The organism is Lentzea sp. NPDC042327 (genome assembly GCF_040647275.1).
Classification (GTDB): domain Bacteria; phylum Actinomycetota; class Actinomycetes; order Mycobacteriales; family Pseudonocardiaceae; genus Lentzea.
This window is the reverse complement of the sequence record NZ_JBEZBX010000006.1, coordinates 260,216-286,247: the sequence shown is the minus strand read 5'-3', so window position 1 is coordinate 286,247 and position 26,032 is coordinate 260,216. Positions and strand designations below refer to the sequence as shown.

General features: G+C 71.2%; 30 protein-coding genes and 1 pseudogene. 14 read left to right on the top strand and 17 right to left on the bottom strand.

Annotated features, from left to right (window positions below; translation table 11 throughout):
- Positions 1–11 precede the first annotated feature (11 nt).
- From AB0A63_RS18175 to AB0A63_RS18165, 3 genes are all read left to right on the top strand, one after another.
- Complete coding sequence (locus AB0A63_RS18175; protein ID WP_360392215.1) at positions 12–389, top strand: GntR family transcriptional regulator; 378 nt, start codon at positions 12–14, stop codon at positions 387–389.
- 34 nt (positions 390–423) lie between these two features.
- Positions 424–1,284 carry an ABC transporter ATP-binding protein gene (locus tag AB0A63_RS18170; RefSeq protein WP_360392212.1) on the top strand — a complete coding sequence of 287 codons (861 nt, stop codon included), beginning with the start codon at positions 424–426 and terminating at the stop codon, positions 1,282–1,284.
- A 105-nt stretch (positions 1,285–1,389) separates the two neighbouring features.
- Positions 1,390–1,587, top strand: a complete 198-nt coding sequence (locus AB0A63_RS18165; protein ID WP_360392209.1) for a GIY-YIG nuclease family protein — start codon at positions 1,390–1,392, stop codon at positions 1,585–1,587.
- Between the two features lie 57 nt (positions 1,588–1,644).
- On the opposite strand, the gene AB0A63_RS18160 is transcribed toward AB0A63_RS18165, so the two are convergent.
- Genes AB0A63_RS18160 through AB0A63_RS18150 form a run of 3 tightly spaced genes read right to left on the bottom strand, consistent with a single transcriptional unit; the run spans position 1,645 to position 4,285 of the window.
- Positions 1,645–3,183, bottom strand: coding sequence for an NAD(P)/FAD-dependent oxidoreductase (locus AB0A63_RS18160; protein ID WP_360392206.1), 1,539 nt, complete (start codon positions 3,181–3,183; stop codon positions 1,645–1,647).
- Positions 3,180–4,043, bottom strand: a complete 864-nt coding sequence (locus AB0A63_RS18155) for an NAD-dependent epimerase/dehydratase family protein (RefSeq protein WP_360392203.1) — start codon at positions 4,041–4,043, stop codon at positions 3,180–3,182. The genes AB0A63_RS18160 and AB0A63_RS18155 overlap by 4 nt, the downstream gene beginning before the upstream one ends.
- Positions 4,040–4,285 carry a hypothetical protein gene (locus AB0A63_RS18150; protein WP_360392200.1) on the bottom strand — a complete coding sequence of 82 codons (246 nt, stop codon included), beginning with the start codon at positions 4,283–4,285 and terminating at the stop codon, positions 4,040–4,042. The genes AB0A63_RS18155 and AB0A63_RS18150 overlap by 4 nt, the downstream gene beginning before the upstream one ends.
- 203 nt (positions 4,286–4,488) lie before the next feature.
- Between AB0A63_RS18150 and AB0A63_RS18145 the strand changes: the two genes are divergently transcribed.
- The gene (locus tag AB0A63_RS18145) at positions 4,489–5,724 is read left to right on the top strand and encodes an ABC transporter substrate-binding protein (protein ID WP_360392197.1); all 1,236 of its coding nucleotides are present in this window, start codon (positions 4,489–4,491) and stop codon (positions 5,722–5,724) included.
- 96 nt (positions 5,725–5,820) lie between these two features.
- On the opposite strand, the gene AB0A63_RS18140 is transcribed toward AB0A63_RS18145, so the two are convergent.
- On the bottom strand, positions 5,821–8,151 hold the full coding sequence (locus AB0A63_RS18140) for a Tex family protein (protein WP_360392194.1): 2,331 nt from the start codon (positions 8,149–8,151) through the stop codon (positions 5,821–5,823).
- A gap of 48 nt (positions 8,152–8,199) precedes the next feature.
- Between AB0A63_RS18140 and AB0A63_RS18135 the strand changes: the two genes are divergently transcribed.
- Positions 8,200–9,294: an alkaline phosphatase family protein gene (locus AB0A63_RS18135; RefSeq protein ID WP_360392192.1), complete on the top strand. Its 1,095-nt coding sequence runs from the start codon at positions 8,200–8,202 to the stop codon at positions 9,292–9,294.
- Between the two features lie 45 nt (positions 9,295–9,339).
- The gene (locus tag AB0A63_RS18130) at positions 9,340–10,200 is read left to right on the top strand and encodes a patatin-like phospholipase family protein (protein ID WP_360392189.1); all 861 of its coding nucleotides are present in this window, start codon (positions 9,340–9,342) and stop codon (positions 10,198–10,200) included.
- Here the strand turns inward: AB0A63_RS18130 and AB0A63_RS18125 are convergent.
- On the bottom strand, positions 10,145–11,341 hold the full coding sequence (locus AB0A63_RS18125; protein ID WP_360392186.1) for a DUF6596 domain-containing protein: 1,197 nt from the start codon (positions 11,339–11,341) through the stop codon (positions 10,145–10,147). The genes AB0A63_RS18130 and AB0A63_RS18125 overlap by 56 nt on opposite strands.
- Positions 11,342–11,346: 5 nt before the next feature.
- Positions 11,347–11,754, bottom strand: coding sequence for a YciI family protein (locus AB0A63_RS18120; RefSeq protein WP_360392183.1), 408 nt, complete (start codon positions 11,752–11,754; stop codon positions 11,347–11,349).
- 114 nt (positions 11,755–11,868) lie between these two features.
- On the opposite strand from AB0A63_RS18120, the gene AB0A63_RS18115 reads away from it, so the two are divergent.
- From AB0A63_RS18115 to AB0A63_RS18105, 3 genes are read left to right on the top strand one after another with little or no spacing between them, the layout of a single operon-like run.
- A complete protein-coding gene (locus tag AB0A63_RS18115) occupies positions 11,869–12,441 on the top strand; it encodes a sigma-70 family RNA polymerase sigma factor (RefSeq protein WP_360392180.1) in 573 nt (190 codons plus the stop codon).
- Positions 12,438–13,316: a hypothetical protein gene (locus AB0A63_RS18110; protein WP_360392178.1), complete on the top strand. Its 879-nt coding sequence runs from the start codon at positions 12,438–12,440 to the stop codon at positions 13,314–13,316. Before AB0A63_RS18115 ends, AB0A63_RS18110 begins: the two co-directional genes overlap by 4 nt.
- Before the next feature lie 52 nt (positions 13,317–13,368).
- The gene (locus tag AB0A63_RS18105) at positions 13,369–14,274 is read left to right on the top strand and encodes an alpha/beta hydrolase (RefSeq protein ID WP_360392175.1); all 906 of its coding nucleotides are present in this window, start codon (positions 13,369–13,371) and stop codon (positions 14,272–14,274) included.
- 2 nt (positions 14,275–14,276) lie between these two features.
- Here the strand turns inward: AB0A63_RS18105 and AB0A63_RS18100 are convergent, their stop codons facing one another.
- A complete protein-coding gene (locus tag AB0A63_RS18100; protein WP_360392172.1) occupies positions 14,277–15,671 on the bottom strand; it encodes a wax ester/triacylglycerol synthase family O-acyltransferase in 1,395 nt (464 codons plus the stop codon).
- Between the two features lie 221 nt (positions 15,672–15,892).
- On the opposite strand from AB0A63_RS18100, the gene AB0A63_RS18095 reads away from it, so the two are divergent.
- On the top strand, positions 15,893–16,711 hold the full coding sequence (locus tag AB0A63_RS18095; RefSeq protein WP_360392169.1) for an alpha/beta fold hydrolase: 819 nt from the start codon (positions 15,893–15,895) through the stop codon (positions 16,709–16,711).
- A gap of 3 nt (positions 16,712–16,714) precedes the next feature.
- Here AB0A63_RS18095 and AB0A63_RS18090 read toward each other — a convergent pair whose 3' ends face one another.
- Positions 16,715–17,497 (bottom strand): helix-turn-helix transcriptional regulator, encoded by a 783-nt coding sequence (locus tag AB0A63_RS18090; protein ID WP_360392166.1) that lies wholly within the window; start codon positions 17,495–17,497, stop codon positions 16,715–16,717.
- Between the two features lie 68 nt (positions 17,498–17,565).
- Here AB0A63_RS18090 and AB0A63_RS18085 point away from each other — a divergent pair, with 68 nt between their 5' ends.
- Entirely contained in the window at positions 17,566–18,300 is a 735-nt protein-coding gene (locus AB0A63_RS18085) for an SDR family oxidoreductase (RefSeq protein WP_360392163.1), read from the top strand.
- A 117-nt stretch (positions 18,301–18,417) separates the two neighbouring features.
- Here AB0A63_RS18085 and AB0A63_RS18080 read toward each other — a convergent pair whose 3' ends face one another.
- Positions 18,418–19,332 (bottom strand): hypothetical protein, encoded by a 915-nt coding sequence (locus AB0A63_RS18080; RefSeq protein ID WP_360392160.1) that lies wholly within the window; start codon positions 19,330–19,332, stop codon positions 18,418–18,420.
- A gap of 66 nt (positions 19,333–19,398) precedes the next feature.
- Complete coding sequence (locus AB0A63_RS18075; protein WP_360392157.1) at positions 19,399–20,367, bottom strand: DUF2332 domain-containing protein; 969 nt, start codon at positions 20,365–20,367, stop codon at positions 19,399–19,401.
- A gap of 182 nt (positions 20,368–20,549) precedes the next feature.
- On the opposite strand from AB0A63_RS18075, the pseudogene AB0A63_RS18070 reads away from it, so the two are divergent.
- Together AB0A63_RS18070 and AB0A63_RS18065 are read left to right on the top strand one after the other, a co-directional pair.
- Positions 20,550–20,963 (top strand): annotated as a pseudogene (locus AB0A63_RS18070) (enoyl-CoA hydratase-related protein); the annotation flags it as partial.
- A 115-nt stretch (positions 20,964–21,078) separates the two neighbouring features.
- Positions 21,079–21,228: a hypothetical protein gene (locus AB0A63_RS18065; RefSeq protein ID WP_360392708.1), complete on the top strand. Its 150-nt coding sequence runs from the start codon at positions 21,079–21,081 to the stop codon at positions 21,226–21,228.
- Between the two features lie 15 nt (positions 21,229–21,243).
- Here AB0A63_RS18065 and AB0A63_RS18060 read toward each other — a convergent pair whose 3' ends face one another.
- The 7 genes from AB0A63_RS18060 to trxA form a co-directional block, all read right to left on the bottom strand.
- Entirely contained in the window at positions 21,244–21,843 is a 600-nt protein-coding gene (locus tag AB0A63_RS18060; RefSeq protein WP_360392154.1) for an MBL fold metallo-hydrolase, read from the bottom strand.
- Positions 21,843–22,931, bottom strand: a complete 1,089-nt coding sequence (locus AB0A63_RS18055) for an S-(hydroxymethyl)mycothiol dehydrogenase (RefSeq protein WP_360392151.1) — start codon at positions 22,929–22,931, stop codon at positions 21,843–21,845. Before AB0A63_RS18055 ends, AB0A63_RS18060 begins: the two co-directional genes overlap by 1 nt.
- A gap of 12 nt (positions 22,932–22,943) precedes the next feature.
- On the bottom strand, positions 22,944–23,462 hold the full coding sequence (locus tag AB0A63_RS18050) for a VOC family protein (RefSeq protein ID WP_360392148.1): 519 nt from the start codon (positions 23,460–23,462) through the stop codon (positions 22,944–22,946).
- 102 nt (positions 23,463–23,564) lie between these two features.
- Complete coding sequence (locus AB0A63_RS18045; RefSeq protein ID WP_360392146.1) at positions 23,565–23,834, bottom strand: DUF4235 domain-containing protein; 270 nt, start codon at positions 23,832–23,834, stop codon at positions 23,565–23,567.
- Positions 23,831–24,118, bottom strand: coding sequence for a DUF3618 domain-containing protein (locus tag AB0A63_RS18040; protein ID WP_360392143.1), 288 nt, complete (start codon positions 24,116–24,118; stop codon positions 23,831–23,833). The genes AB0A63_RS18045 and AB0A63_RS18040 overlap by 4 nt, the downstream gene beginning before the upstream one ends.
- Positions 24,115–24,504 (bottom strand): phage holin family protein, encoded by a 390-nt coding sequence (locus AB0A63_RS18035; RefSeq protein WP_360392141.1) that lies wholly within the window; start codon positions 24,502–24,504, stop codon positions 24,115–24,117. The genes AB0A63_RS18040 and AB0A63_RS18035 overlap by 4 nt, the downstream gene beginning before the upstream one ends.
- A 60-nt stretch (positions 24,505–24,564) precedes the next feature.
- A complete protein-coding gene (gene trxA, locus AB0A63_RS18030) occupies positions 24,565–24,933 on the bottom strand; it encodes a thioredoxin (protein ID WP_360392139.1) in 369 nt (122 codons plus the stop codon).
- Positions 24,934–25,119: 186 nt separating this feature from the next.
- Between trxA and AB0A63_RS18025 the strand changes: the two genes are divergently transcribed.
- Positions 25,120–26,022, top strand: a complete 903-nt coding sequence (locus AB0A63_RS18025; RefSeq protein ID WP_360392136.1) for an ABC transporter substrate-binding protein — start codon at positions 25,120–25,122, stop codon at positions 26,020–26,022.
- Positions 26,023–26,032 lie beyond the last annotated feature (10 nt).

The window sequence follows — 26,032 nt, the reverse complement described above, 5'->3', positions numbered from 1 at the left end:
TGCTGAGCGGCGTGATCGAGTTTCGCATCGATCGGCACTCCGGGGTGTCCACCTATCTCCAGATCGCCGCACAGGTCAAGCAGGCCATGCGCATGGGGGTGCTGGGCCCCGGTGACAAGCTGCCGACGGCACGGGAGGTGGTGGAGGCCACCAGGGTGAACCCCAACACCGTGCTGAAGGCGTACCGCGAGCTTGAGCACGAGGGCCTCGTCGAGGGCCGCAGGGGGATGGGCACCTTCGTCACGGCCTCGCTCGCCACCGACGCGGCGAAGGCCGGTGCGCCGCTGCGGCAGGACCTGGAGCTGTGGATGGACCGCGCGGTGGGCGAGGGCCTGTCCGGCGACGAGGTCGACGCGCTCTACACGGACGTGCGTTCGACGCGCTTCTAGTGTCCACTCAGGACGTTCTACTTGGGAGAGCGGGATGAACTCAGCTGCGGTGTGCGCCGAGGACGTGGCGAAGCACTTCGGCCGCACGAAGGCGCTCGACGGCTGCACGTTCACCGTGCCGGAGGGCAGCGTCACCGGGCTGGTGGGACCGAACGGCGCGGGCAAGAGCACGTTGCTGTCGCTGCTCGCCGGGCTCACCAAGCCCACCCACGGCACCGTGCGCGTCCATGGCACCGAGGTGCGCGGCCGGATGCACCCCGACGTGTCGCTGCTGACCCAGCGCCGCCCCCTCTACGACCGGTTCACCGTGCACGAGATGATGCGCGCGGGCGCGGCGATGAACGACCGCTGGTCGGCGGACCGCGCGTTCGAGGTGCTGGACCTGCTGGCGGGCGTGGACAAGGACGCGCGCGTGGGCACGTTGTCCGCCGGCGCGCGCACGCAGGTCGCGATCGCCATGGCACTCGGCAGGCTGCCGAAGGTGCTGCTGCTCGACGAACCGTTGTCCGACCTCGACCCGTTGGCACGCGACGAGACCGTGCGCATCGTCATGACCGAGGTCGCCGAACGCGGCACGACGGTGATCCTGTCGTCGCACCTGCTCGGCGACCTCCGCGACGTGTGCGACCACCTGCTGCTGCTCGACGAGGGCCGGATGCAGCTCGCGGGCGACATCGAGGAGGTGCTGGCCGGGCACCGGGTCCTCGTCGGTCCCGCCGGCCTCGACCTGCCCGCCGCCGGTGTCGTCGACTCGTCGCGGACACCGCGCCTGACCACCGCGCTGGTGCGCGGCGACAGCGCGCCGGACGGGTGGGAGGCGGACGTGCCCGACCTGGAGGAGCTGGTGATGGGGTACCTGCGGGCCTCACGGGCCCGCAGGTCGGCCCGTCAGTAGATCGTCCGTTCGGGTGAGTTCGCACAGTCGGTCCAACAAGCCGACGGCGCCTCGCGATGACGTCGGTACCAGTCGTACGCGCAGGTCCGGCAAGAGGTCGACCGCATGCGCGCTGAACTGGCAGGACTGCACCAGGAGTTGACCGATCGCAGGGTCAACCGCGTGAACATGCTCCGGGAGTTCTTCCACGCCACTCCGGAGGAAGTGCGTGAACTGCTCAAGAAGCACTCCGGGCAGGTGCTGGAGTACGTGCTCGAACCGGAGGCGACCGAACACCGGCAAAGCCTGGCGGTCCAGGCGTAGCGCCGAGGCAACCGGAAACGCGGGTCACCCGGAAGCCCGGACCACCAGGTCGGCCCGTCAGTAGATCGCCCTGTGCAGTCCCTGCACCAGCATCCGGTACAGCTCACCCGCCGCACCGTGCCGCGCCAGCGCCGCCCGTGCCGCGTTCGCCCCGGCCGCGCCGTGCACACCGCCGCCCGGCCACGCCGACGAGCCCGTCAGGTAGAGGCGGTCGAACGGGGTGTCCGCGCGGCCCAGGCCCGGCACCGGCCGGAACACCAGCTGCTGGTGGATGGCCGCCGTGCCGCCGTTGACGGTGCCGATGTCCTGCGGGCCCAGCACCGACCGCGCGATGATGCGGTCGCGGAAGCCGGGTGCGCGTTCCTCGATGACCTGCTCGACGCGGTCGGCGCGGCGCTTCAGCCGGTCCGGTGTCCAGGTGCCGCCCAGCGGGACGTGGGTGTACGCCCACGCCGCCTCGGTGCCCGCGGGGGAGCGGGTCGGGTCGGTCGTCGTCATCTGGCCGATGATCGAGAACGGGGTGCGCGGCACCTTGCCGCACGCGAGCTCGTGCGCGAAGCCGGCCAGGCCGTTGACGTCACCTCCGATGTGGACGGTCCCGGCCTGCGCGGCCTCCTGGTTGGTCCACGGGATCGGGCCGGACAACGCCCAGTCGATCTTGATCGTGTCGCCGTCCCACTGGAACCTCTTCAGGTCCTCGGCGAGCCGGCCGGGCAACGCGTCCGCGCCGATCAGGTCCAGGTACAGCCGCGGTGCGGGAACGTCGGCGAGAACGGCTTTCCGCGCGCGCACGGCCGTTCCGTCTTCGAGACGCACACCCACGGCCACACCGCGCGCGTGCAGCACCTCGGTCACCCGCGCATTGGTCTCGATGCGCCCGCCGAACCTCCGCACGAGCGCCGCGCTCAGCTCACCCGCGCCGCCGCGGGGCACCGGGTTGCCGACCTCCTGCCCGAGCATGGCGAGCAGCCAGCCGAAGCCCGCGCCACCGGCCTGGTCCGGGCCGAGGTCGGTGTGCATGGCGTTGCCCGCCAGCAACACCCGCGCGCCCTCGCCCTCGAACAGCTCCTCGCCCAGCCGCCGCACCGGCAGCGTGAGCATCCGCACGAGTCGCAGCGCGTCACCGATCCCGGCGGTGCGCAGCAACGACGCACCCCCTCGCACCGGGGGGAACGGGCGCAGCAGCGACTCGATCACGGGGCCGCGCACCTTGCGCCACTGCTCGTAGGCCGCCTGCCACGCGTCGGCGTCGCCGTGGGCGAACGAGCCCATCGACTTCGCCGTCGTCTCGACGTCCCGCGACAGCAGTGCGACCCGGTCGTCGGGCAGCACGTGCGCGAGGACGGCCGGTGCGTGCTCCCACCGCACGTCCAGGTCCAGCGCGGCGATGACCGGCGAGCCCAGCCCGAGCGGGTAGAACGCGCTGTAGACGTCGTTGGTGAAGCCCGGCGCCGTGGTCTCGGCCGACGTGACGGCACCACCGGGGGTGCCGCGCTGTTCCAGCACCAGCACGTCCCAGCCCGCGTCCGCCAGCAGTGCCGCGGCGACCAGCCCGTTCGGTCCGGAGCCGATGACGACCGCGTCGACCTCGTTCACGCACGCCTCCCCATTGCCGTGACCACCTCGCGCAGCACGTCGCGCGCATCGTGTTGTGGCCACCATCCCAGATCCTCCTGCGCGCGGGTGCAGCGCACGAGCGGAGCCCGGTCCGCCATCCGGACCCACTCCGGCGTCAGCGGCTGCAACCCCAGCCGTGCCGTCGCGCCCGCCAGCCGTTCCACCACCGGGTAGGGCAGCGGCACCCGGCCCGGCCCGACCAGGTCGGCGATCATCGGCGCGGTCAGCACCGGTTCGGCGGCGAGGTTGAACGCGCCGTGCGCCTGCTGCTCGATGATCTCGACGATCGCGCGCGCCACGTCGTCGGAGTGCACGAGCTGCAACCGCAGGCCGTCCCACAACGGCAACGGCAGCAGCGGCAACAGCTTCGGTGACACCAATGGGCCCAGCAGCCACCGTCGCAGCTGCTGCGCCGCCGACGCCTGCCCGATTCCACACGGCCTGATGACCGTGCACGGCAACGGATAGCGCCGGACCATCTCTTCGAGCTTGACCTTGTGGGCGCTGTAGGTGCTGCCCGGGATTCCGGTCAGCGTCCACGACTCGTCGACCCGGCCCCACCGCGGTGCCGGTGCGTACGCGGCGACTGACGACGCGCAGACGAGGTGCTTGACGTTCTCCTTGACGCACGCGGCGAGCACGTGTTCCGTGCCGTCGACGTTGGTCTCCTTGTGCGTGGGCTTCACCGCCCACGCGAGGTGCACGACGACGTCCGCGCCGCTGATGGCGTCGCGCAACGCCGAAAGCGTCCGCACGTCGACGCCGACGTCCTCGAAGTCGAGGTGGCGGCGCAGCGCCGTGCCGACGTTGCCGGAACCGCCGGTGACGACGACCCTCACCTGAACACCGCGACGCGGGGCCGGGACCGGGTCGCCTCGGCCGCGCGCACCGTGCGCGCCAGCTGTTCGAGCTGCTCCATCTCGTAGGCCTTGCGCAGGTGCCGTTCCCGCCAGTCGTCCTCGGTCCGCGACTGCACGACCGGTTCGCCGCCCGGCCAGACCATCGCGTTCTCGTCCCCGGCGGGCGCCTGCGCGACCAGCGTTCCGAGGTCCCCGCTCTGCGTGATCACGTCGTCAGCCATGAGGGACGGGTACCCGCAACTCCGCCGGTGAAGCGCGTCTCATTTCGTTCGGGGCCGAAGGTCTAGCACAGCGCGTGGTCGGACGGCAGTCACCTGAACCCTGCGCATCTGTGTTCCGTACCACTTAGAGAAGCGATATGAGACAACGAAACCAATACTGAGCTACCGCTCAGTACGTTCTGGCCCCTGACAAGGACTCCTGCATGCCCTTCCGCCGCGCACTGCCCACCGCCGTCGCGCTCGCCGTCCTCGCGGCCGGCTGTGGCGCTTCGAGCGACGAGAAAGCCCAGGTCAAGACCGGGCCGGGAGTCACGGACGACACGATCTCGCTCGGCATCCTGTCGGACATGACGGGGCCGTTCAAAGCGTCCGCGCTGACCAGGATCAAGGGCTACGAGCTCTACCTGGACCAGGTGAACCAGCGCGGCGGGATCTGCGGGCGCCGCATCGAGCTCAAGCAGCGGGACCACGCCTACGACGTGCAGAAGGCGCTCGACAGCTACTTCGAGCTCGAACCGCAGGTCCTCGGCCTGCTGGAGCTCGCGGGCACCCCGATGACCGCCGCCATCGAGCCGGACATCATGCAGACCCGCACCCTGACCGCGCCGGCCTCGTGGTCGGCGCAGCTGCTCGGCAACCCGCACATGATGATCGTCGGCACCACCTACGACCTCGACGTGATCAACGGCCTCGACCACTACAAGCGCCGCGGTGTCATCAAGGACGGCGACACCATCGGCCACGTGTACGTGCAGGGCAGCTACGGCGACAACGCGGTGGAAGGCAGCGAGTTCGCCGGCGGGCAGTGGAGCATGCCGGTCGCCAAGCAGGCGATCACCGAGACCACCGCCGACCTGAGCACCCAGGTCGCCGCGCTGAAGGCCGCGGGCGCCAAGGCCGTCGTCCTGAGCACCACCCCCGCCCAGACCGCCGCCGCCGTGGGCGTGGCCGCCGCGCTGAAGTGGGACGTGCCGTTCATGGTCAACGTCGTCGGCTTCGACCCGGCGATCCTCAAGTCGCCCGTCGCGGCCGCCGTGCAGAAGCAGGTGTCGGTCGTGACGTCCGTGGCGCCGTTCACCGGCACCGCCCAGGGCCCGCGCGAGGTCGCGGCCGCGTTCACCCGGCGCTTCCCGAACGACGAGCCCGCGATCTACGTCGACCACGGCTACACCGTCGCGATGGTGTTCCTCGCGGTGGTCGAGAAGGCGTGCGCGAACGGTGACCTCACCCGTGACGGGCTGCTCAAGGCGTTCCACGACACCAACGGCCTGGACACCAAAGGGCTGACGAGCCCGCTGCACTACTCGCTGGTGGGACGGCCCTCGGCGACCCAGTCGTACATCACGAAGGTGGACGCGTCGGCGCCCGGCGGTCTGACGACCGTGGAGGACCTGTTCGAGTCGGAGCTGGTGAAGGCAAAGGGCACCAGGGCCAAGTAACCCCGGCACCCACCCCTGCTTGTTGGGACGTCTGCAAGTACTGCCGACCTGAAGTTGGTGGTACTTGCAGACGCCCCTTCCACATGCCGGGCCGGGCTACTTGCCGAAGCCGGCCTTGCGGAGCGCGTCCGCCATCGAGCCGCTGGCCGGCGGCGGGGAGCTGCGACGGTCGTTGCCGCCGCCGCCACCGCCACCGCGCTGCGGGCGACGGTCACGGCCACCGCCGCCACCGCCTCCGCCGTGCTGCTTCGGCGCCGGCTTGCCCGGCTCGTCGGTCAGCCGCAGCGTCAGCCCGATCCGCTTGCGCGCCTCGTCGACCTCCAGCACCTTCACCCGCACCACGTCACCGGACTTCACGACGTCGCGCGGGTCCTTGACGTAGGTGTTGGACAACGCGGAGATGTGCACGAGACCGTCCTGGTGCACACCGATGTCGACGAACGCGCCGAACGCGGCCACGTTCGTGACAACACCCTCCAGCACCATGCCCGGCTTCAGGTCGGCGATCTTCTCGACGCCGTCGGCGAAGGTCGCGGTCTTGAACGCCGGACGCGGGTCGCGGCCCGGCTTCTCCAGCTCCCGCAGGATGTCCGTGACCGTCGGCAGGCCGAACTTGTCGTCGACGAACGTCTCCGGCCGCAGCTTCGTGAGCACCGCGGTGTTGCCGATCAGCTCGGTGCCCGCCTGCTGCTGCATCTTGCGCACCACCGGGTAGGCCTCGGGGTGCACGGAGGAGGCGTCGAGCGGCTCGTCACCGCCGCGGATCTTGAGGAAGCCCGCGCACTGCTCGAACGCCTTCGGCCCCAGGCGCGTCACGTTCTTCAGCGCCGTGCGGGTCTTGAACGGGCCGTTCTGGTCGCGGTGCAGCACGATGTTCTCCGCGAGACCGGCGGTGATGCCGGAGACGCGGGTCAGCAGCGGCACCGACGCGGTGTTGAGGTCCACGCCGACCGCGTTCACGCAGTCCTCGACCACCGCGTCCAGCGAGCGCGACAGCTTCGACTCCGACAGGTCGTGCTGGTACTGGCCGACGCCGATCGACTTCGGGTCGATCTTCACCAGCTCGGCCAGCGGGTCCTGCAGGCGCCGCGCGATCGACACCGCGCCGCGGATCGACACGTCCAGGCCGGGCAGCTCCGACGACGCGTACGCCGACGCCGAGTACACCGACGCGCCCGCCTCGGACACGACGACCTTGGTGAGCTTCAGCTCGGGGTGGCGCTTGATCAGGTCGGCGGCCAGCTTGTCCGTCTCGCGCGAGGCCGTGCCGTTGCCGATCGCGATCAGGTCGACGTCGTGCGCCTTGGCCATGGCCGCGAGCTTCGCGATCGACTCGTCCCAGCGGTTCGCGGGCACGTGCGGCTGGATCACGCCGTGCGCCACGACCTTGCCGGTGGCGTCGACGACCGCGACCTTCACACCGGTGCGGTAGCCGGGGTCGAGGCCCATGGTGGCGCGGGTGCCGGCGGGAGCGGCGAGCAGCAGGTCGCGCAGGTTCGACGCGAACACCTTCACGGCCTCGTCCTCCGCGAACGCCCGCAGGCGGCCGCGCAGGTCGATGCCCAGGTGCACGAGGATCCGCGTCCGCCACGCCCAGCGCACCGTGTCGGTGAGCCACTTGTCGCCGGGACGGCCCCGGTCGTCGATGCCGAACCGGGCGGCGATGCGCACCTCGAACGACGACGGACCGCTCTCGACCGGCTCCTCCGGTTCGAGGACGAGGTCGAGGACCTCCTCCTTCTCACCGCGGAACAGCGCGAGGATGCGGTGCGACGGCAGCTTGGTGAACGGCTCGTCGAACGCGAAGTAGTCCGCGAACTTCGCGCCCTCGGTCTCCTTGCCCTCGCGGACCTTCGCCACGACCCGGCCGCGCGTCCACATCTGCTCGCGCAGCTCGCCGATCAGGTCGCCGTCCTCGCCGAACCGTTCGACCAGGATGGCCCGCGCGCCCTGCAGAGCGGCCGCCGCGTCGGCGACCTCCTTCTCCGCGTCGACGTACCCGGCCGCTTCTTCCTGCGGGTTCAGGTTCGGGTCGCCGAGGAGCGCGTCGGCCAGCGGTTCGAGGCCCGCCTCCCTCGCGATCTGGGCCTTGGTGCGCCGCTTCGGCTTGTACGGCAGGTAGAGGTCCTCGAGCCGGGCCTTGGAGTCCGCGGCGAGGATCTGCGCTTCGAGCGCCTCGTCGAGCTTGCCCTGCTCGCGGATCGAGGTGAGAACCGCCGCACGGCGCTCCTCCAGCTCGCGCAGGTAGCCGAGCCGCTCCTCGAGCGTGCGCAGCTGCGCGTCGTCGAGACCGCCGGTCGCCTCCTTGCGGTAGCGGGCGACGAACGGGACGGTCGCGCCACCGTCGAGCAGTTCGACAGCAGAGCTGACCTGGCCCGAGGCCACACCGAGCTCGTCAGCGATCTTCTGGTGGATGAGCGTTGTCACAGCGGGTCATTGTGCCCTTCGCCGGATTCGGCGTGGCACGGTGGCCCGATGAGCATCGCCGAGGTCGTTCCCTCGCTGCTGGCCGGGCTGGACGTGCCCGGCTGCGACAACACGCTCGACCTGCCCGCCTCCCGCAGGGTCTGCCTGCTGCTCGTCGACGGGCTGGGCCACCACCTGCTGCGCGCCCACGCCGAGCACGCGCCGTTCCTGAGCTCGCTGGCCGGTCGCGAGATCGACGCGGGCTTCCCGTCCTCGACCGCCACCAGCCTCGCCTCGATCGGCACCGGCCTGCTGTCCGGCGAGCACGGCATCGTCGGCTACACCTTCGAGACCGGCGGCGAGGTGCTCAACGCGCTGTCGTGGACCCGGCACGACGACCACCACCACGACCTGCGCAAGACCCTCGTGCCCGAGGTCGTGCAGCCGCACCCCACGACGTTCGAACGCGCGGCAGCCGCCGGTGTCGCGGTCAGCACGGTGGCGCCGATGGTCCAGCGCGGCAGCGGCCTGACCCGCGCGGTGCTGCGCGGCTCCTGGTTCGTCGGCGCGGCGGGCTTCGGCGACCTGGCCCTCGGGGCGGCCGCGGCGCTCACCGCGGACCGCGCGTTCTGCTACGCCTATCACGCGGACCTCGACACGATCGGGCACGTTCACGGGCCCGGTTCCGAGCAGTGGCTGCTGCAGCTGGAGTTCGTGGACGCGCTGGCCGCCCGGATCGCCGACCGCCTGCCGGCCGGGTCGGTGCTCGTGGTGACCGCGGACCACGGCATGATCACGGCGGGGGAGCGGATCGACTTCGACACCGAACCCCTGCTGTGGCAGGGCGTCCGGCTGATCACGGGCGAACCGCGGGCGCGCAGCCTGCACGTGTCCGGCCCCGTCGACGAGGTCGTGTCGGTGTGGCGGTCGTTCCTCGGCTCCCGCGCGGAGGTGCTGACCCGCGCCGAGGCCGTGGCCGCCGGCTGGTTCGGCCCGGTCGCGCCGATCGCCGCGGACCGCATCGGCGACGTCGTGGTGGCCATGACCGGTGACGCGGTGCTGGTGCGCGGCCAGGCCGAACGGCGGTTCTCGGCGTTGAACGGGTTCCACGGCTCGCGGACGCGCGACGAGGTGGCGATCCCGTTGCTGTGGCTCTCTTCGTAGCTTCAGTGTCGGCCGAAACCAGAGTTCCGCCCTAGGATTTTCGTCGTGACGATCGAACTGCCAGGACCAGTGGGCTTCGTGCTCGGCGGTGGCGGGAGCCTGGGCGCGGCCCAGGTCGGCATGCTCCGCGCGCTGCGCGAGCACGGGGTGCGCCCGGACCTGGTCGTCGGCACGTCGGTGGGCTCGGTGAACGGCTCCCTGCTCGCACTGGACCCCGACCGGGCCGCGGAACGCCTCTTCGCGCTCTGGCAGGGCATGACCCGCCAGCGGGTGTTCCCCGGCGGCCCCCTCGCCCAGCTGAGGTCGTTGCGCGCCAACAAGACCTACCTCTTCCCGAACACCGGCCTGGCCGGCGTGCTCGCCGGTGGTCTCGACGGCACCACGACGTTCGAGGGCCTCTCCCTCCCCTTCGGCGCGGTGTCGGTGGACTGCGTGACCGGCGAGGCCGTCAACATCACCTCCGGCGACCTCGTCCCCGCGATCCTCGCGAGCGCCGCGATCCCCGGCGTCTACCCGCCGGTGAGGATCGCCGACCGCGTCCTCTACGACGGCGGCGTGCTGGCCAACGTCCCCATCCGCCAGGCGCTCGCGATGGGCGCGCAGTCCCTGGTGGTGCTGGACTGCGCGTTCCCCGGCCACCTGCCGACCGTGCCGGAGACCCTCGCCGAGACCCTGCTGTTCTGGGCCACGCTGGGCATGCGCAACCAGGCCGTGCTGGAGGTGGAGCTGGCCTCGCAGCAGGTGCCGGTGCTGTACCTGCCCGGTCCGCCCGTGCAGGCCGTGACACCGCTGGACTTCTCGCACACCGCGGAGCTGGTGGAGGCGTCCTACGTGGCCTCGGCCGCGTTCCTCACGTCGTTGGAGTTCGGCGGGATCGGGCTGTACGGGCACCCGTCGCACGCCTGACGTCCCTGCGCAGCGCGTTCACCCGAGCGGCCTCCCTGGTCAGGTGGTGCCGCTCGGCCAGGTTCGACGCCGCCTCCGCCGCCTCCGCGTACAACCGCGCCGCCTCGTCCAGGTCCCCGGCCTTCTCCCGCAGGTACGCGGAAACAGCCGCATACCGCGGCAACGAGGGGTCCACAGAGGACAACGCGGCCAGTCCAGCGGGTGCCCCGTCCGCCTCCCCGACGGCCACCGCGCGGTTCAACAGCACGACCGGGTTCGGCGTGAGGGCGGCCAGCTCGTCGTACCACTCCACGATCTGCACCCAGTCGGTCTCCGCCGCGGTCCGCGCGTCGGCGTGCAGGGCCGCGATGGCCGCCTGGGCCTGGAACTCGCCGAGGCGGTCGCGGGCCAGCGCCGCCTGCAGGACCTCCACGCCCTCCGCGATCAGGGCCACGTCCCACAGCGAGCGGTCCTGGGCGGCGAGGGGGATGAGACCGTCGGGGCCGGTGCGGGAGGCGCGGCGGGCGTGGTGGAGCAGCATCAGGGCCAGCAGGCCCGCGACCTCGGGGTGGTCGAAGGCGGTGTGCAGCTGCCGGGTCAGGCGGATGGCCTCGGCGGCCAGGTCGACGTCGCCGGAGTAGCCCTCGTTGAACACCAGGTAGAGGACGCGCAGGACCGTTGCCACGTCGCCGGGGCGGTCCAGGCGGGCCGCGGCGATCGTCTTCTTCGCGCGGCTGATGCGCTGCGCCATCGTCGCCTCGGGGACGAGGTAGGCGGTGGCGATCTGGCGGGTGGTCAGGCCGCCGACGGCGCGCAGGGTCAGCGCCACGGCCGAGGACGGGGACAGCGACGGGTGGGCGCACAGGAAGTAGAGCCGCAGCGTGTCGTCCGCGGTGGGCACGTCGCCGGGTGGGGGCTCGTCGAACACCGCGTCCTCGCGGCGGCGGCGGGACGACTCGGCGCGGGCGGTGTCCAGGAAGCGGCGCCACGCCACCGTCACCAGCCAGGCCCTGGGGTCGCGCGGCGGGTCCGCCGGCCACGAGCGCAGAGCCTCGACCAGGGCGTCCTGGACGGCGTCCTCGGCCGCCGCGAAGTCGGCTCCGCGGCGGACGAGGACGCCGAGCACTCCCGGCGTGAGGCTTCGGAGCTGGGAGAAGTCCACGGCCGCTACTCCGTGATCGTCGGCGTCACGCCGTAGAACGGGCGCAACTCCAGCCACTCGTGGATCGGCCTGCCGCCGGCGCCGGGGGCGGCCGAGAGCTCGCCGGCCAGTTCGACGGCGCGGGCGTGGCTGTCCACGTCGATGACCATCCAGCCGGCGATGAGGTCCTTCGTCTCGGCGAACGGGCCGTCGGTGACCGGCGGGCGGCCCTCGCCGTCGTAGCGGACCCAGGTGCCCTCGGGGGACAGGGCGTTCTCGTCGACGAACTCGCCGGTCTCGCGGAGGCGGTCGGCGAAGTCGCCCATGTACCGGACGTGCGCGGTGACCTCCTCGGGCGTCCACTGCGCCATCGGGACGTCGTTCACCGCCGCCGGCGCGCCGCGGTAGTGCTTGAGCAGCAGGTACTTGGCCATCAGGATCTCCTTCGAGTACGTCGGTCGCAACGGGGACGGAGCCGGCCGGCCGTTCTCGACATCATCCAGAAGTTCTTCTGCCAACACCTCCGGACCCTGCGGACACGAGTGGGCATGACGACCGAAGACCCTGACGACCGGGCGCTGTGGGCGCAGGCCGCCGGGGGCAGTGCGCACGCCTTCGGGGTGCTGTTCGACCGGCACGCCAGAGCGGTCTACAACCACTGCTTCCGGTTGACCGCGTCGTGGGCGGCCGCCGAGGACCAGCTGCAGGCGACGTTCCTGCTGGCCTGGCGCAAACGCGACCAGGTGCGGCTGGAACGCGAGTCCGCGCTGCCGTGGCTGCTCACCGTCGCGACCAACGTGGCCCGCAACGAGCGGCGGTCGCTGGCGCGCCGGCTGCGGCTCGCGCGGCGGGCCCACGACCCCGGCCACGTGCCCGACCACGCCGACCGGGTCGCCGGCCGGGTCGACGACCAGCGGCGGATGGCCGAGCTGCTCAAGGCCGTCGAGAAGCTGCCGCGCAACGAACGGGAGGCGCTCGCGCTGTGCGTGTGGTCCGGCGTGTCCTACGCCGACGCCGCCGCCGTGCTGGGCATCACCGAGGGCAGCGTGCGGGCTCGGGTCAGCAAGGCCAGGTCCCGGCTCAAGCAGAGCGAACTCGTGACCGCAGGGGAGGACCGATGACGAACGTGCTGCCACCCGACCGCGACCTGCCGCCCGGCCGCCAGGCGCGGATCAGGGCCGATCTCGAACAGGCGGTCTCCGGCCGCCCGCGCCGGCGGCTGCTGGTGCCGGTCCTCGCCGGGGCGGCCGCGGTGGCCGCCGTGGTCACGAGCGTCGTGCTGCTGGACCCGAAGACCCAACCGCCGCAGCCGGCCGTGCACGTCACCGACTCGCCGGCACCGGAACCGGCGCCGCGCGACACCTTCGGCCTGCGACCGGATCAGGTCACCCGGATCGAACAGGGTTGCGCGCGGGACGCGAAGGTGACCGAGCCGCTGCGGCTGGACAACTACGGCCAGGACGAGGGAGGCCGGTGGGCGCTGCTCTACACCGCCAAGGCCGCCGTGTGGTGCGAGATCGGCCGCGGTGGCGAGGAGTACGGCGCGAGCGGGCCCAACGCCCTCCACGTCGACTGGCTGGCCGGGGACTACTCCACCCACGTCGGCGGGGTGCAGCCCGGCGGTGACACGCACCCGTTCAGCCCCGCGCTGGCCGGTGCGCCCGGCTACCGCTTCCGCGCGGGCCGCGTCGGTTCGTCCGTCGCGCGCATGACGTGGCGCGACTCCGAGGGCGCGACCGGTGAGGTCAAGATCGCCAACGGCACCTTCGTGCTGCGCCGCCTGCACCCGTCCACCTGGAGCGGCGGCGGTCGCCCTGGCGACTTCCTGGTGGTGCAGGCTTACGACGCGGCGGGGAAGCCGCTCGACCCGGACAGCGACGGCGAGGGCAAGTGCTGGGTCGTGCCGGGCACGAACGAGGCGATCCCCGACTTCCGGCCGGTCGAGGAAGCGGAGCAGGACGGCCGCAAGTGTCAGCCCGCGCGACCGTGGAAGTGATGCCGCCGACGGGCGCTACCGGTCGGTAGCGCCAAGCGACATACTGGTTGGTATGACGACAGTGGCCCAGTTCGGCGGCACCAGCCGGTACGCAGACCTCGACGGATCCGTGCACTGGGTCGACTTCGGCGGACCGGAGGACGGTCCGCGGATCGTCCTCGTGCACGGGCTCGGCGGCTCGCACCTCAACTGGGTGCTGCTCGCGCCGCTGCTCGCCGAGAAGGCCCGCGTCGTGGCCGTCGACCTCGCCGGACACGGCCTGACGCACCCGGAGGGCCGCGGGACCACCGTTCAAGCCAACGCGCGGCTGCTCGGCCGGTTCCTGCGCCACGTCGTCAAGGAACCGGCCGTGCTCGTCGGCAACTCCATGGGCGGCCTGATCTCCCTGCTGCACACCGCGCAGGACCCCGACCTGGTCACCGGGCTCGTGCTGGTCGACCCCGCGCTGCCGATGGTGTTCGGCACCCGCCCGGACCCGACGATGCTCAGCACGTTCTTCCTGTACTCGGTCCCCGGTCTGGGCGAGCGGTTCATGGCCCGCTCCAGGGCGGTGTCACCGCGCCGGCAGGTCGACCGCGTGCTGGAGCTCGTGTGCGCGGACCCCACGACCATCCCGGAGGAGCTGAAGCTCGCCAGCGAGCACCTCATCGGCGAACGCGCGAAGGTCGAGGGCCTCGACGCGGCGTTCCTCGCGGCCGCGCGCAGCGTCGTGGTCACGACGTCGAAGCGCGGCGCGTACTTCGCGGCCATGGACAAGATCCGGGTGCCGGTGTTCCTGATGAGCGGCGACCGGGACCGGCTCGTCAACGTCGCGGCGGCCCGGTACGTGGCGCGCCGCCGCCCGCACTGGCGCTACGACGAGTTCGAGGGCGTCGGTCACGTGCCGCAGATGGAGATCCCCGACGTCGTGGCCGAGCGGGTCCTGGACTGGATGGCGGCCAACCGGCTCGGTAGCTGACCTCAGCGCTGGTCTTCCCGTTCGGCGGCCAGCGCCACCAGCTCGTCGAACCCGGCGCGGATGCCGTCGGCCAGCAGCTGCACGTCCGGCACGCCGTCGAAGTCGGCGTTGATGCCGAACGTGAACCTGTCCAGGTAGGAGAAGATGCCGACGGTGATCCGGATCGTCGAGGCCACCGGCACGTACGGGAACATCTCCACCAGCGGGCGGCCGAGCAGGTAGAGCGGGATCCGCGGGCCCGGCACGTTGGTCGTGACGGTCTGCAGGACCTGCTGGGGGAACCGCATGGCGGTGCGCGAGCCGAGCGCCATCAGCGTGGGCGCGGCGAAGTTGCTCAGGTTCGTGAGCACGTCGGCGCCCGCGGCCTGGCGGGAGCTCTTCAGGTCGTCCATCTGCGCGCGGATCGACGCGAGCCGCCGCACCGGGTCCGCCTCGCCGACGGGGAGGTTCACCAGCACGGCGCTGACGCGGTTGTTGAGCTCGTTGTGCTGGTCGGCCCTGCGCATCGACACCGGCACCATCGTGCGCACGACCATGCCGTCGGTCAGCTCGCCGCGCTTCTCCAGCAGGTCGCGGAAACCGCGCGTGACCGCGGTGAGGATGACGTCGTTGACCGTGCCGCCGGCGGCACGGCGGATCTGCTTGATCTCGGCCAGGTCCGCCCGCGCCCACACCCAGCGGCGGTGCGGGCCGATCGGGCCGTTGAGCGAGGTGGCCGCGCTCGTCAGCAGGCGGCGCGCGGTACCGGGAAGAGAACCGAGAACGGACTTGCCGAAGTCGACGATCTCGCTGAACGACCGCAGGTTCCGCGCGAGCGCGGGCAGTGCGGCGAGGTGCTGCACCGGGGTCACCACGGCGTCGCGCACACCGTCGACGACGAGGTCGAGGGTCGAGGGCTGCTGCCGCGGCGTCCACTCCTCCGGCTCCGGCAGCTCGCCCTCCTTCCGGAAGTCCAGGATGAGCTGCAGCATGTCCGAACCGGACACCCCGTCGATCATGCAGTGGTGGACCTTGGAGATGATCGCCCAGCGACCGCCCTCCAGGCCCTCGACGAGCCACGCCTCCCACAGCGGCTTCGTGCCGTCGAGCCTCTGCGCGAAGATCCGGCCCGCGAGGTTGCGCAGCTGGTCCTCGCCGCCCGGCGACGGCACCGCGGTGTGCCGCACGTGGTAGAGCACGTTGAAGTGGTCGTCGTCGACCCAGACCGGGCGGCCGACGTGGAACGGCAGCGCCTTCACCTTCTGCCGGTAGCGCGGCACCTGGTCCATGCGCGCCAGGAAGAGGCGGATGACGTCGCCGTAGGACGGCACCGGGCCGTCGAAGACCAGGACGGAACCGACGTGCATCGGCACGTTCTCGTCCTCGATGAAGTAGAAGCCTGCGTCGAGCGAGCTCATCCGGTCCACTCGGGGAACACTAGAGGAGCACTCCGTCTCAATCGACGTCCATGCAGGTGAGAGGCACTGCACAGCGGTGAGGTTGCCGACGCGTCACCTCCGCGTGGCGAATCGAGACTCGAAAGTGCTGGCAAAAAGATCGATCACGAAACATCATGGACACACCGGGCGGAGCCGCTCGGGGCGCCGGCTCGGGGTTGTCGACGTGTGGGGAGGCCCGTATGTCCGCCATACCTTCGGACGACGTCTTCGACGAAGCTGCCGCTTCGCCCCTGCACCTCGTGAGAGGCAGCGCTCCCGGCCTCTTCTGGTACCTCACCGAACCCACCCGCTGCGCCCTGGACGTCGGCGAGTTCGTCGCGACCCGGTCGATGCTGCGCGGTGCGCCCTCCGGTGACGGCCACCCCGTCCTCGTGTTCCCCGGTCTCGGCGCCGCGGACCCGTCCACGGTGATGCTGCGCCGGTTCCTCTCCGGCCTGGGCTACGAGGCGCACCGCTGGGGCCTGGGCACCAACATCGGCCCGACCCGCCACGCGGTCGACGGCATGCACGCGCTGGTCAAGAAGGTCTCCGACGCCCACGGCGGCCCGGTGTCGATCGTGGGCTGGTCGCTCGGCGGGATCTTCGCGCGCGAGATGGCCCGTGACCACCCGCACCGGGTGCGCCAGGTGGTCACCCTCGGCTCGCCGTACAACATGAGCGATCCCGTGCAGTCACGGGCGATGCCCGCGTTCGCGCTGTTCTCCCGCCTGCACATCCCGAAGGACGAGTTCCCGCCGCCGGAGTCGACCCGCCCGCCGATCCCGGTGCCGGCCACGTCGGTCTACTCCAAGACCGACGGGATCGTGTCCTGGGAGTCCTGTGTGGAGGAACCGGGCCCGCGGCGGGAGAACGTCCAGGTGTCCTCGTCGCACCTCGGGTACGGCTTCAACGCGAGCGTGCTGTGGGTGGTGGCCGACCGGCTGGCCCAGCCGGAGGGCACGTGGGCGCCCTTCACCGCGCCGCCGGGCATGGCGCGCATGTACCCGCGGGCGGCCTGACCCTCAGCAGGGCCGGGCGTCGGCGTAGATCACCAGCGTCCGGTCGGGCTGCCCGGCGAGGTGGAACGCGGTGTAGGCGTAGTCGAGGGGCCCGAGATCGGGGTGGCGCAAGCGTTTCCGGCCGCTGCCCTGGTCCTGCACCTCGTGGTGCGGCCACCACGAGCGCACCTCCGGGCTCGCCTCGTGCAGCTCGGCGACCAGCCGCGTGAACCGCTCGTCGGCGGGGTGGCGGCCCGCGAGGGTGCGCAGCCGGGCGAGCAGGCCGCGCGCCTCCTGCTCCCAGTCGAGAACGACCTCGCGGGCCAGCGGGTCGGTGAACGTCCACCGAGCGAAGTTCGGCTTGTCCGCCTTGAGGTTCACGAACAGCTCGGCCGCCGCCGCGTTGTGGCTGAGCACGTCGTAGGTCGCGCCGATCACGTACGTCGGGTGCGGGCCCAGCAGGTGCGGCACGGCCGCCACCTCCGCGGTCACGGCCTCCGCTTCCGGCACCCGCGTGGTCGCGTGCCCGGCGAGCAGGAACAGGTGGTCCTCTTCGGGCCGGTCGAGCCCGAGCGCCGCGGCGAGCGCGGTGAGCACCTGGCCGGACGCCCGCACGTCGCGCCCCTGCTCCAGGTACGTGTACCAGGTGGCGCTGATCCCGGCGAGGACGGCGAGCTCCTCCCGGCGCAACCCCGGTGTCCTGCGGCGGGACGTGTTCGGCAGCCCGGCCTCGGCGGGGGACAGGCGTTCCCTCCGGCTGCGCAGGAACGCGCCGAGCTCACGCCGCTGGTCAGCCGTCCGTCCCATGCTGGTACCTCCGGTTCCAGCATAAACCGGCTCTGGATACCAGGGTGAGGCCGCCGCAGGCTGGTGCCATGTCAATCGAGGACAAGGTCGTGGCGATCACCGGTGCGAGCAGCGGGATCGGAGAGGCGACCGCGCTGCTGCTCGCACGCCGCGGAGCACGGCTCGTGCTCGGCGCCCGCCGCACGGACCGCTTGGCGGACCTGGTGGCGAGGATTGAGCAGGCGGGCGGCACGGCCGTGCACACGGCCACCGACGTGACCCGGCGCGCGGACCTGCACGCGCTGGTGGCGCTGGCCCGCGACCGGTTCGGCCGGCTCGACGTGCTCGTCGGCAACGCCGGTGCGGGCCCGATCTCGCCGCTCGACGACCTGCGCGTCGACGAGTGGGACGAGATGGTCGACGTCAACGTCAAGGGCGTGCTGCACGGCATCGCCGCCGCGCTGCCGGTGTTCCGCGAGCAGGGGTCCGGGCACTTCGTCACCACCGCCTCCACCGCGGCGTTCCGCGTCGTGCCGGCGATGGCGGTCTACGCGGGCACCAAGGTGGCCGTGCAGGCGATCTGCGAGGGGCTGCGCCAGGAGGCCGGTCCGCAGGTGCGGGTCACGACCGTGTTCCCCGGTTTCGTGCACACCGCCTTCGCGGAGGCGTCGGCCAACCCCGGTGTGCGGGCGGGCATCGCGGCGATGCGCGACGAGATCGCGATCCCGCCGGACGCCATCGCCCGCGCCGTCGCGTTCGCCCTGGAACAGCCGCCCGACGTGGACGTCAACGAGATCGTCGTGCGCCCCACCGCCCAGGCCTAGCCGCCGCCCTGCCGGCCAGAAGTTCTTGTCCGCCCCTTTCCTCCTTGCAGCCGCGGGCAAGCGGTGGACCGGCACCGCGATCACCGAGGCGCTCGCCGTCCTGCAGCACCTGCTGGCTCAGCCGCGGTAGGCGTTGCGCACGTACGTGAGGCTGAACGTGCCCTTGCCGGAGAAGTACGAGTTCACCAGCTCCGCCGGGTGCGTGGCCAGGTAGCCGCGGTAGAACGCGCCGTCGTTCTGGTCGTCCCAGCCCCAGGGCGCGTTCGCCGCGTTGTCCTTGCCGTTGTCGCCGCGGAACGTGCCGAACGACGCGTACGTCTCGGAGTTGTTGCGGCGCGCCCACATCCCGTTCGCGGCGAACGTGTCCACCAGCCGGTACTTCACGTCCCGGTCGTTGCCACCGGAGGGCACCTCACCGGTCGCGGCGGGGTGGTAGACGACTCCGTCGCCGCCGGGGAAGTCGTTGCCGTCCCAGCGGTACAGGCCGTGGCCCTTTGCCTCCTGGCGCGTGGCCGGCCGCCCGCCGGAGAGCAGCAGCGTGCCGTCGACCGTCTCCGAACCGCTGCGGTACGGCGACCCGGCCGGCACGTAGGAGTAGAAGTCGCTGTGCGCCACCGTGACCGCGGCTTCGAGCGTGCCGTAGGAGGCGTCCTTGCGGACCACGAACAGCGCGCCCTCCAGGTCGTTCTCGTGCGTCGTGAGGCCGAACGGGTCCGGCTTGTCGTCCCAGTCGCGCGGGTGGAAGAACGAGTAGACGAGGAACCAGTGGGTCTCCGTCTCCACCACCGAGTAGTAGGCGGCACCGGTGAGGCGGCTCAGCTGGGTCTGGTTCTCCCAGTTGTTCAGCCCGTCCCAGTCGCCGTCGAAGTCCACTGTGGACAGGTAGTCCGCGTCGTGGTCCGACGAGTCCGTGTCCTGGTGGTGCACCGGCGCCCAGTGCAGGGCGAGGTCGTAGTCGGAGACGGCCGCCTGCGCCGGCGCGGCGATGAGGGTCGTCGTGAGCAGAACAGCGGTCGCGAAAAAAGTTTTCACCCACCGCAAACTAGAGGTGATGAAGCCACGGGCACCACGGTGCGCGATTGACCGTTCACGGACTGTTCAGCTGTAGATCGTCACCGTCAACCGCGGCGTAGACCGGAAGTCGGCCGCCTCGTACGCCACGCGCGCCAGCGGCATCGACCCCGCCGCCGCGGTCAGCGTCGTCTCGATCTCCAGCCGCTCGTCCTCGGTCAGGTACGGCCAGAACGAGCTGTGCCAGATCACCGTGCAGGTGTCGCTCTCGTCCGGCGCCACGAGGTTCTCCCGCAGCCACCGCCCGGCCGGTGACCGCGCGACCCGCACCCCGACCTGCGCGGCGAGCTCGATGGCGTCGTCGAGGTCCCAGCGCAGCGCGTCGTGCTCCGGCGGGATGAACGAGTGCAGGATCATCGCGTGCCGCGGGTCGGCCGGGTCGCGCGGCTGCAGGTCGCAGCCCGCCCGCGCGACGATCCGGAGCTCCGGTGGCCGCGGTCCCGCGGCGGCCAGCCGCACGGGCGAGTCCCGGTCGCCCCACTCCCAGTCGAGGCCGAACCAGCGGTAGCGGTCCAGGATCAGGTTCAGCCCCGCGCACGCGCCCAGTTCCAGCAACCGGACCTTGGGCGCGCCGATCATCGTGAGGCCCCGCAACAGGAACCCGGCGGTCTTGGGCTGGTGCTGCTGCACGGTCCGGTCGAGCGCCGCGAGGATCTCGCCGGGGTTCTCCACGATCGCCCGCCGCGCCGCCAGCCACGCCAGCAGCGACGCCGAGTCCGACGCGCCCGCCATCGCCGCCGCGTGCGCGCCGGCGAACCGCTCGCTCAGCTCCGGCGCCCGCCCCGACAGCATCAGCAGCCGCACCCCGGCCAGCGCCTGGATGCCGAACAGCGGGCTGTGCACCGCGCTGTGCGAGCAGAGCAGGTCGGCCACCGGGCCGCCCCGGTCGAGCTCGCTCGCCAGCTCGGAGAGGATGCGCGCGGAGACGGGGGCGCTGCCGCGCAACCGCGTCGCGAAGGTGCGCAGGGTGGCAGCGCCGATGCCGGCCGCGGTCACGCGTTCCTCCCTTGTTCGGCAACGGACGTCACAACGGCGTGACCGCGTTCCTACCCGAACAAGAGCCGGGATGTGCGCCGAATGCGCGCTGTATCGTGCGGCAAGTGAGTGAATTCCTTCAGCTGTCAACGGCGGGTCCGGTCGCCACGCTGACGATCGACCGGCCGGCCAAGCGCAACGCGATGAGCTACGAGATGTGGTCCGCACTGCCCGGCCTGATGGCCCGCGTGTCCGCCGACGACAGCGTCCGCGTGCTGGTCATCAGGGGTGGCGAGCACTTCTCGGCCGGCGCGGACATCGCGGAGTTCTCCACCCTGCGCCGGGGCGCGGAGGGTGCCGCGCGCTACGGGGAAGCTGTGCACAACGGCGAGCGCGCCATCGTGCAGCTCGACAAGCCCACCATCGCGGCGGTGTCCGGGTTCTGCGTGGGCGGCGGCTGCGAGATCGCCCTCGCCTGCGACCTCCGGGTGGCGGCGGCCGGCGCGCGGTTCGGGATCACCCCGGCGAAACTGGGCATCGTCTACAACTTCACGTCCACCAAGCAGCTCGTCGACGTGGTCGGCCCGGCGTGGGCGAAGCAGATCCTGTTCTCCGCCGACCTGATCGACGCGGCGACCGCGTTGCGGATCGGGCTGGTCAACGAGGTCGTCGCGGACCTCGGCGCGCGTCGGGGAACTGGCGGCACAGATCGCCGGGCGTGCGCAGGTGAGCGTGCGCGGGGCGAAGAAGATCGTCAACTCGATCACCGACGGTGGCCACGAGGACGACTTCGTGCGGGCGCTGTACGCGGAGGCCGCCTCCAGTGCCGACTACGCGGAGGGCGTGTCGGTGTTCCTGGAGAAGCGGCCCCCGCGGTTCTGACGTGGCCGGCAGGGGTCAGAAGCGTTCGGCGTCGATCGTGGTGTCCTCGCCGTGGCCGGTGTGCACCACGGTGCCGCCGGGCAGCTCGAAGAGCTTCTCCCGGATCGATCGCTCGATCGTCGGCCGGTCCGAGAACGACCGGCCGGTCGCGCCCGGACCGCCCTGGAACAGCGTGTCACCGGTGAACACCGCGCCCAGCGACGGCACGTAGAAGCACACCGCGCCGGGCGAGTGGCCCGGCGTGTGCAGCACGTGGATCTCCTCGCCGGCCACCGTGAGCACCTGGCCGTCCTGCAACGCCTCGTGCGGGGTGACGCCCGTGTGGGTCAGCTCCCACACGACCCGGTCGGCCTGGTGCAGCGCCAGGGGAGCACCCGTGGCGTGCGCGAGGTCGGGAGCGACCCGCACGTGGTCGTCGTGGGCGTGGGTCAGCAGGATCGCCTTGACCCGGCGGCTGCCGACGACCGCCAGGATCGCGTCCACGTCGTGCGGTGCGTCGATGACGACGCACTCCCTGTCGTCGCCGATCACCCAGACGTTGTTGTCGACGTCGAACGTCTCGCCGTCCAGCGAGAACGTGCCGGACGTGACGGTGTGGTCCACTCGCAGCGCCATCAGAACACCACGACCGATCGCAGCACGTCGCCGTGGTGCATCTTCTCGAACGCGCCCTCGACGCCGTCCAGCGCGATCTCCTCGGTGACGAACGCGTCCAGGTCGAACCGGCCCTGCTGGTAGAGGTCGACCAGCAGCGGGAAGTCCCGCGAGGGCAGGCAGTCGCCGTACCAGGAGGACTTGAGCGACCCGCCGCGCGAGAAGAAGTCGATCAGCGGCATCTCCAGCGTCATGTCCGGCGTCGGGACGCCGACCAGCACGACCGTCCCGGCGAGGTCGCGGGCGTAGAACGCCTGCTTCCACGTCTCCGGGCGGCCGACCGCGTCGATCACCACGTCCGCGCCGAACGAGCCGGTCAGGTCCTGGATCGCCGTCACCACGTCGTCGACCTCGCGGGCGTTGACCGTGTGCGTGGCACCGAAACCCTTGGCCCACTCCAGCTTCCGCGGGTCCGTGTCCACGGCGATGATCTTCGCCGCACCCGCGAGGCGCGCACCGGCGATCGCGCCGTCACCGACACCACCGCAGCCGATCACGGCCACCGAGTCGCCGCGCGTGACACCACCGGTGTTCACCGCCGCGCCCACACCGGCCATGACACCGCAGCCCAGCAGGCCCACGGCCGCGGCCCGCGCGGACGGGTCGACCTTCGTGCACTGTCCCGAGTGGACCAGCGTCTTCTCGGCGAACGCGCCGATGCCCAGCGCGGGCGACAGCTTCGTGCCGTCGGTCAGCGTCATCGGCTGCGTCGCGTTGAACGTCGAGAAGCAGTACCACGGCTTGCCGCGCTTGCACGCACGGCACGTGCCGCAGACCGCGCGCCAGTTGAGCACCACGAAGTCGCCGGGTTCGAGGTCGGCGACGCCCTCGCCCACGGACTCGACGACACCGGCCGCCTCGTGCCCGAGCAGGAACGGGAACTCGTCGTTGATGCCGCCCTCGCGGTAGTGCAGGTCGGTGTGGCAGACGCCGCACGCCTGCACCTTCACCACGGCCTCACCGGGTCCGGGGTCGGGCACCAGCACCGAGGTCAGCTCGACGGGTTGTCCCTTGCCCCTGGCGACGATGCCCTTGACCTCTTGCGCCACTCTGCGACTCCTTCAGTTGACGAGCGTCGAGCCTTCGAACTTGCCCAGCTCTTCCCGGTAGAACTCAATCCCTACACCGTTGGGGTCGCGGATGTACAGGCTGTCCTCGACGCCCCGATCCGGCCCCAGGTACTCGACCCCGTCCTCGTCGAGCTTGGCCTTGATCGCGTCGAACCGCTCCGGCGAGATGGACAGCGCCAGGTGCTGCACGGCGCCGATCGTCTCGGAGAACGGCGGGTGGTCGTGACCGGGGAAGTCGAAGAACCCCAGCAGGTTCTTGCTGCCGAGGTCGAAGAAGAAGTGGCTGGAGCCGCGGTAGTCGCGGTTCTCCACGAGCTCCACGAGCGGGAAGCCGAGGAACTCCTGGTAGAACCGGATCGTCTCCTCGACGTCGCGGCAGATCAGCGCGATGTGGTGGACGCCCTGCGTCGGTGAGCCGCCGCGGTCGGCCAACGGCTTCACGTAGCGTTCGCGCAGCTCGTCGCGCTTGGCCCTGATCGCGTCCAGCTCGGCACCCTCTGGCTGTGGCATGCCGACCAGAGTAGTTGAGGGTTCAAACGCCCGCAGGACCACGACGAGCCGGCCCGCGGGTGGGCGCGGACCGGCTCGTGTCGTGCCGTGGTGGTGCGGTGGTCAGTCTTCCTCGTCGCCGGGCCACTTGCCCGTGGCCTTCTGGAAGCCGACGGCGCCACCGCGGTCGATCGCGGCCTTGACCAGGCCGAAGATCGCTCCCTGCAGTGCGGCGGCGAGCAGGACCTCGCGCCAGCGGCGGTCCTTCATGGTCGCGCTGGGCGCTTCCTTGTCACCCGCGACGACCTTCCAGATCTGCCCGAAGATCGCCGTGGCGGCCATGCCGCCCAACGCACCGAGCAGCATTCCGAGTGGGCGGTACAGCAGCTTCATCCGTTCCTCCTGGACAGCTTCCAGATGAGGAGCACGAGTGCCATCAGCACCGCTCCGATCGCCAGCGGGTGCTGACGCGCCTTCTGCACCTGCTGCGCCACCGGTTCGGGCAGCGACGCCACGGCCTGGTCGGTCGCCGCGGTCATCCGCACGACCGTCTCGTGCGCCTGCTCCTTCACACGACCCGGCACGTCGACCTTGTGCGCCAACGCCTCCACGGTCTCGCCGAGCTCACGGCGGGTGCGTTCGACGTCCCGCTGCAACTGCTCCCTGGGATCGGTCATCGGTGCGCACTCTCCTTGATCGTCGCGATGTCGCGCTGGACGTTCTCCACCGCCTGCCGCGGCACGGGCGGAGCGGCCTGCTTGACCTGCGAGCGCCCCACCAGCGCCAGGACACCGGCGATCAGGAGGAGCCCGGCGGCGACGATGAGGGCAGCCGCCCACCCGGGCAGCACGAGGGAGAGGGCGAGGACCAGGCCGGCGACGACGCTCAGCCCACCCCACCACGCGAACACGCCGGCCGCGCCGAACAACCCGGCGCCGACACCGGCGTGCTTGCCCTTGTCCTTGAGCTCGGCGACCGCGAGGCGAATCTCATCGCGTGCGAGCCTGCTCACCTGCTCGGACAGCTGGTTGACCAGCTGTGCGGTCGACGTGTCGGTGTTCATGCGACTCGGCTACCCGGAGTAGCCCCTCGCGAATCACCGACATGGGTGTTTCGCGGGAGGTCAGCCCTGCTCCTGCGCCTGCTTGACCTTCGCGTGGACCTCTTCCATGTCCACACCGCGGGCCTGCTCGATCAGGTCGTCCAGCGCGTTGCCCGGCAGCGCACCCGGCTGGGCGAACAGCACGACACCCTCGCGCACGATCATCAACGTAGGGATCGACCGGATGCCGAACGTGGCCGCGAGCTCCTGCTGCGCCTCCGTGTCGACCTTGCCGAACACCAGGTCCTCGTGCTTCTCCGACGCCGCCTCGTACGTCGGCGCGAACGCACGGCACGGCCCGCACCACTCGGCCCAGAAGTCGACCAGGACGATGCCGGAACCGCCGACCACCTCGTCGAAGTTCTCCGTGGTCAGCTCGACCGTCGCCATCTGTTCCTCCTCGTAGTGGGCTCGCCCCTCCCAACGCCCCAACCGCCCCCAGAATTCCCGCCCCTCCGGGCACGCGGGGACCCCGCGTGCCCTCTACGAGTACGAAAGCTCCCCGCGTGCACTGAGGCAGGCGTGGATTTCAACTTTTTGTGGACGTCTTCAACGGAGCGTTGTAGGTTCCCGGCCATGAAGCCGCGCCTGCTCGTGACCACGCTGCTCGTCGCCACGCTCACCGCGTGTGGCGGCACGTCTGACAACGCGCAGACGACCACCCCGCCGTCCTCGGACCTGTCGAGCGTCCAGAAGGACGACGCGCTCGCCGCGCTCGTGCCCCCGGCCATCGCGCAGACCGGCAAGCTGCGGGTCGGGTCGAACATCCAGAACCCGCCGAACAACTTCTACAAGGAGGACGGCAAAACCCCGCAGGGGTCGGAGGTCGACCTGATCACCGCGATCGCCGCCAAGATCGGGCTCAAGGCCGAGCACAGCGACATGGCGTTCAGCTCGCTGATCACGAGCCTGGAGACCGGCCGGGTCGACGTGACGATGGCGGCGATGAACGACACCGCCGAACGTCAGCAGAAGATCGACTTCGTCGACTACTTCACCTCCGGCATCACGATCATGGTGCAGAAGGGCAACCCGCAGGGCGTCAAGGGACCCGACGACCTCTGCGGCAAGGGGGTGGCGGTGAACCTCGGCAGCTCGCAGGAGACGTTCGCCAAGGAGCAGAGCCAGCGCTGCGTCGCCGCGGGCAAGCCCGAGGTGCAGGTCAGCGTCACCGACAGCGACACCGGCAACCAGAACCAGCTGCGCACCGGCCGCGTCGCCGCGATCCTCAACGACCTGCCGACCGCCGTGTACGTCGCCAAGACCGCGGGTGACGGCGCGTTCTTCGAGGTCGTCGAGCTCGCCCCGATCAACGGCGGCCCGTACGGCATCGGCGTGAACAAGCAGAACGCCAAGCTCAGCGAGGCGGTCAAGGGCGCGCTGCAGGCACTGATCGACGACGGCACCTACGCCAAGATCCTCGGCAACTGGGACATCAAGCAGGGTGCGATCGGCAAGGCTGCGATCAATGGCAAGTGATGTGGATCGG

Coding starts and splice junctions, on each gene's coding strand:
- AB0A63_RS18060 (WP_360392154.1), bottom strand. CDS start 21,843: ATGGCGCTGCGAGTGGACCACACCGTCACGTCCGGCACGTTCTCGCTG.
- AB0A63_RS18095 (WP_360392169.1), top strand. CDS start 15,893: ATGTCCGCCATACCTTCGGACGACGTCTTCGACGAAGCTGCCGCTTCG.
- AB0A63_RS18110 (WP_360392178.1), top strand. CDS start 12,438: ATGACGAACGTGCTGCCACCCGACCGCGACCTGCCGCCCGGCCGCCAG.
- AB0A63_RS18085 (WP_360392163.1), top strand. CDS start 17,566: ATGTCAATCGAGGACAAGGTCGTGGCGATCACCGGTGCGAGCAGCGGG.
- AB0A63_RS18120 (WP_360392183.1), bottom strand. CDS start 11,754: ATGGCCAAGTACCTGCTGCTCAAGCACTACCGCGGCGCGCCGGCGGCG.
- AB0A63_RS18145 (WP_360392197.1), top strand. CDS start 4,489: ATGCCCTTCCGCCGCGCACTGCCCACCGCCGTCGCGCTCGCCGTCCTC.
- AB0A63_RS18135 (WP_360392192.1), top strand. CDS start 8,200: ATGAGCATCGCCGAGGTCGTTCCCTCGCTGCTGGCCGGGCTGGACGTG.
- AB0A63_RS18100 (WP_360392172.1), bottom strand. CDS start 15,671: ATGAGCTCGCTCGACGCAGGCTTCTACTTCATCGAGGACGAGAACGTG.
- AB0A63_RS18050 (WP_360392148.1), bottom strand. CDS start 23,462: ATGCCACAGCCAGAGGGTGCCGAGCTGGACGCGATCAGGGCCAAGCGC.
- AB0A63_RS18045 (WP_360392146.1), bottom strand. CDS start 23,834: ATGAAGCTGCTGTACCGCCCACTCGGAATGCTGCTCGGTGCGTTGGGC.
- AB0A63_RS18170 (WP_360392212.1), top strand. CDS start 424: ATGAACTCAGCTGCGGTGTGCGCCGAGGACGTGGCGAAGCACTTCGGC.
- AB0A63_RS18040 (WP_360392143.1), bottom strand. CDS start 24,118: ATGACCGATCCCAGGGAGCAGTTGCAGCGGGACGTCGAACGCACCCGC.
- AB0A63_RS18025 (WP_360392136.1), top strand. CDS start 25,120: ATGAAGCCGCGCCTGCTCGTGACCACGCTGCTCGTCGCCACGCTCACC.
- trxA (WP_360392139.1), bottom strand. CDS start 24,933: ATGGCGACGGTCGAGCTGACCACGGAGAACTTCGACGAGGTGGTCGGC.
- AB0A63_RS18115 (WP_360392180.1), top strand. CDS start 11,869: ATGACGACCGAAGACCCTGACGACCGGGCGCTGTGGGCGCAGGCCGCC.
- AB0A63_RS18165 (WP_360392209.1), top strand. CDS start 1,390: ATGCGCGCTGAACTGGCAGGACTGCACCAGGAGTTGACCGATCGCAGG.
- AB0A63_RS18150 (WP_360392200.1), bottom strand. CDS start 4,285: ATGGCTGACGACGTGATCACGCAGAGCGGGGACCTCGGAACGCTGGTC.
- AB0A63_RS18090 (WP_360392166.1), bottom strand. CDS start 17,497: ATGGGACGGACGGCTGACCAGCGGCGTGAGCTCGGCGCGTTCCTGCGC.
- AB0A63_RS18105 (WP_360392175.1), top strand. CDS start 13,369: ATGACGACAGTGGCCCAGTTCGGCGGCACCAGCCGGTACGCAGACCTC.
- AB0A63_RS18035 (WP_360392141.1), bottom strand. CDS start 24,504: ATGAACACCGACACGTCGACCGCACAGCTGGTCAACCAGCTGTCCGAG.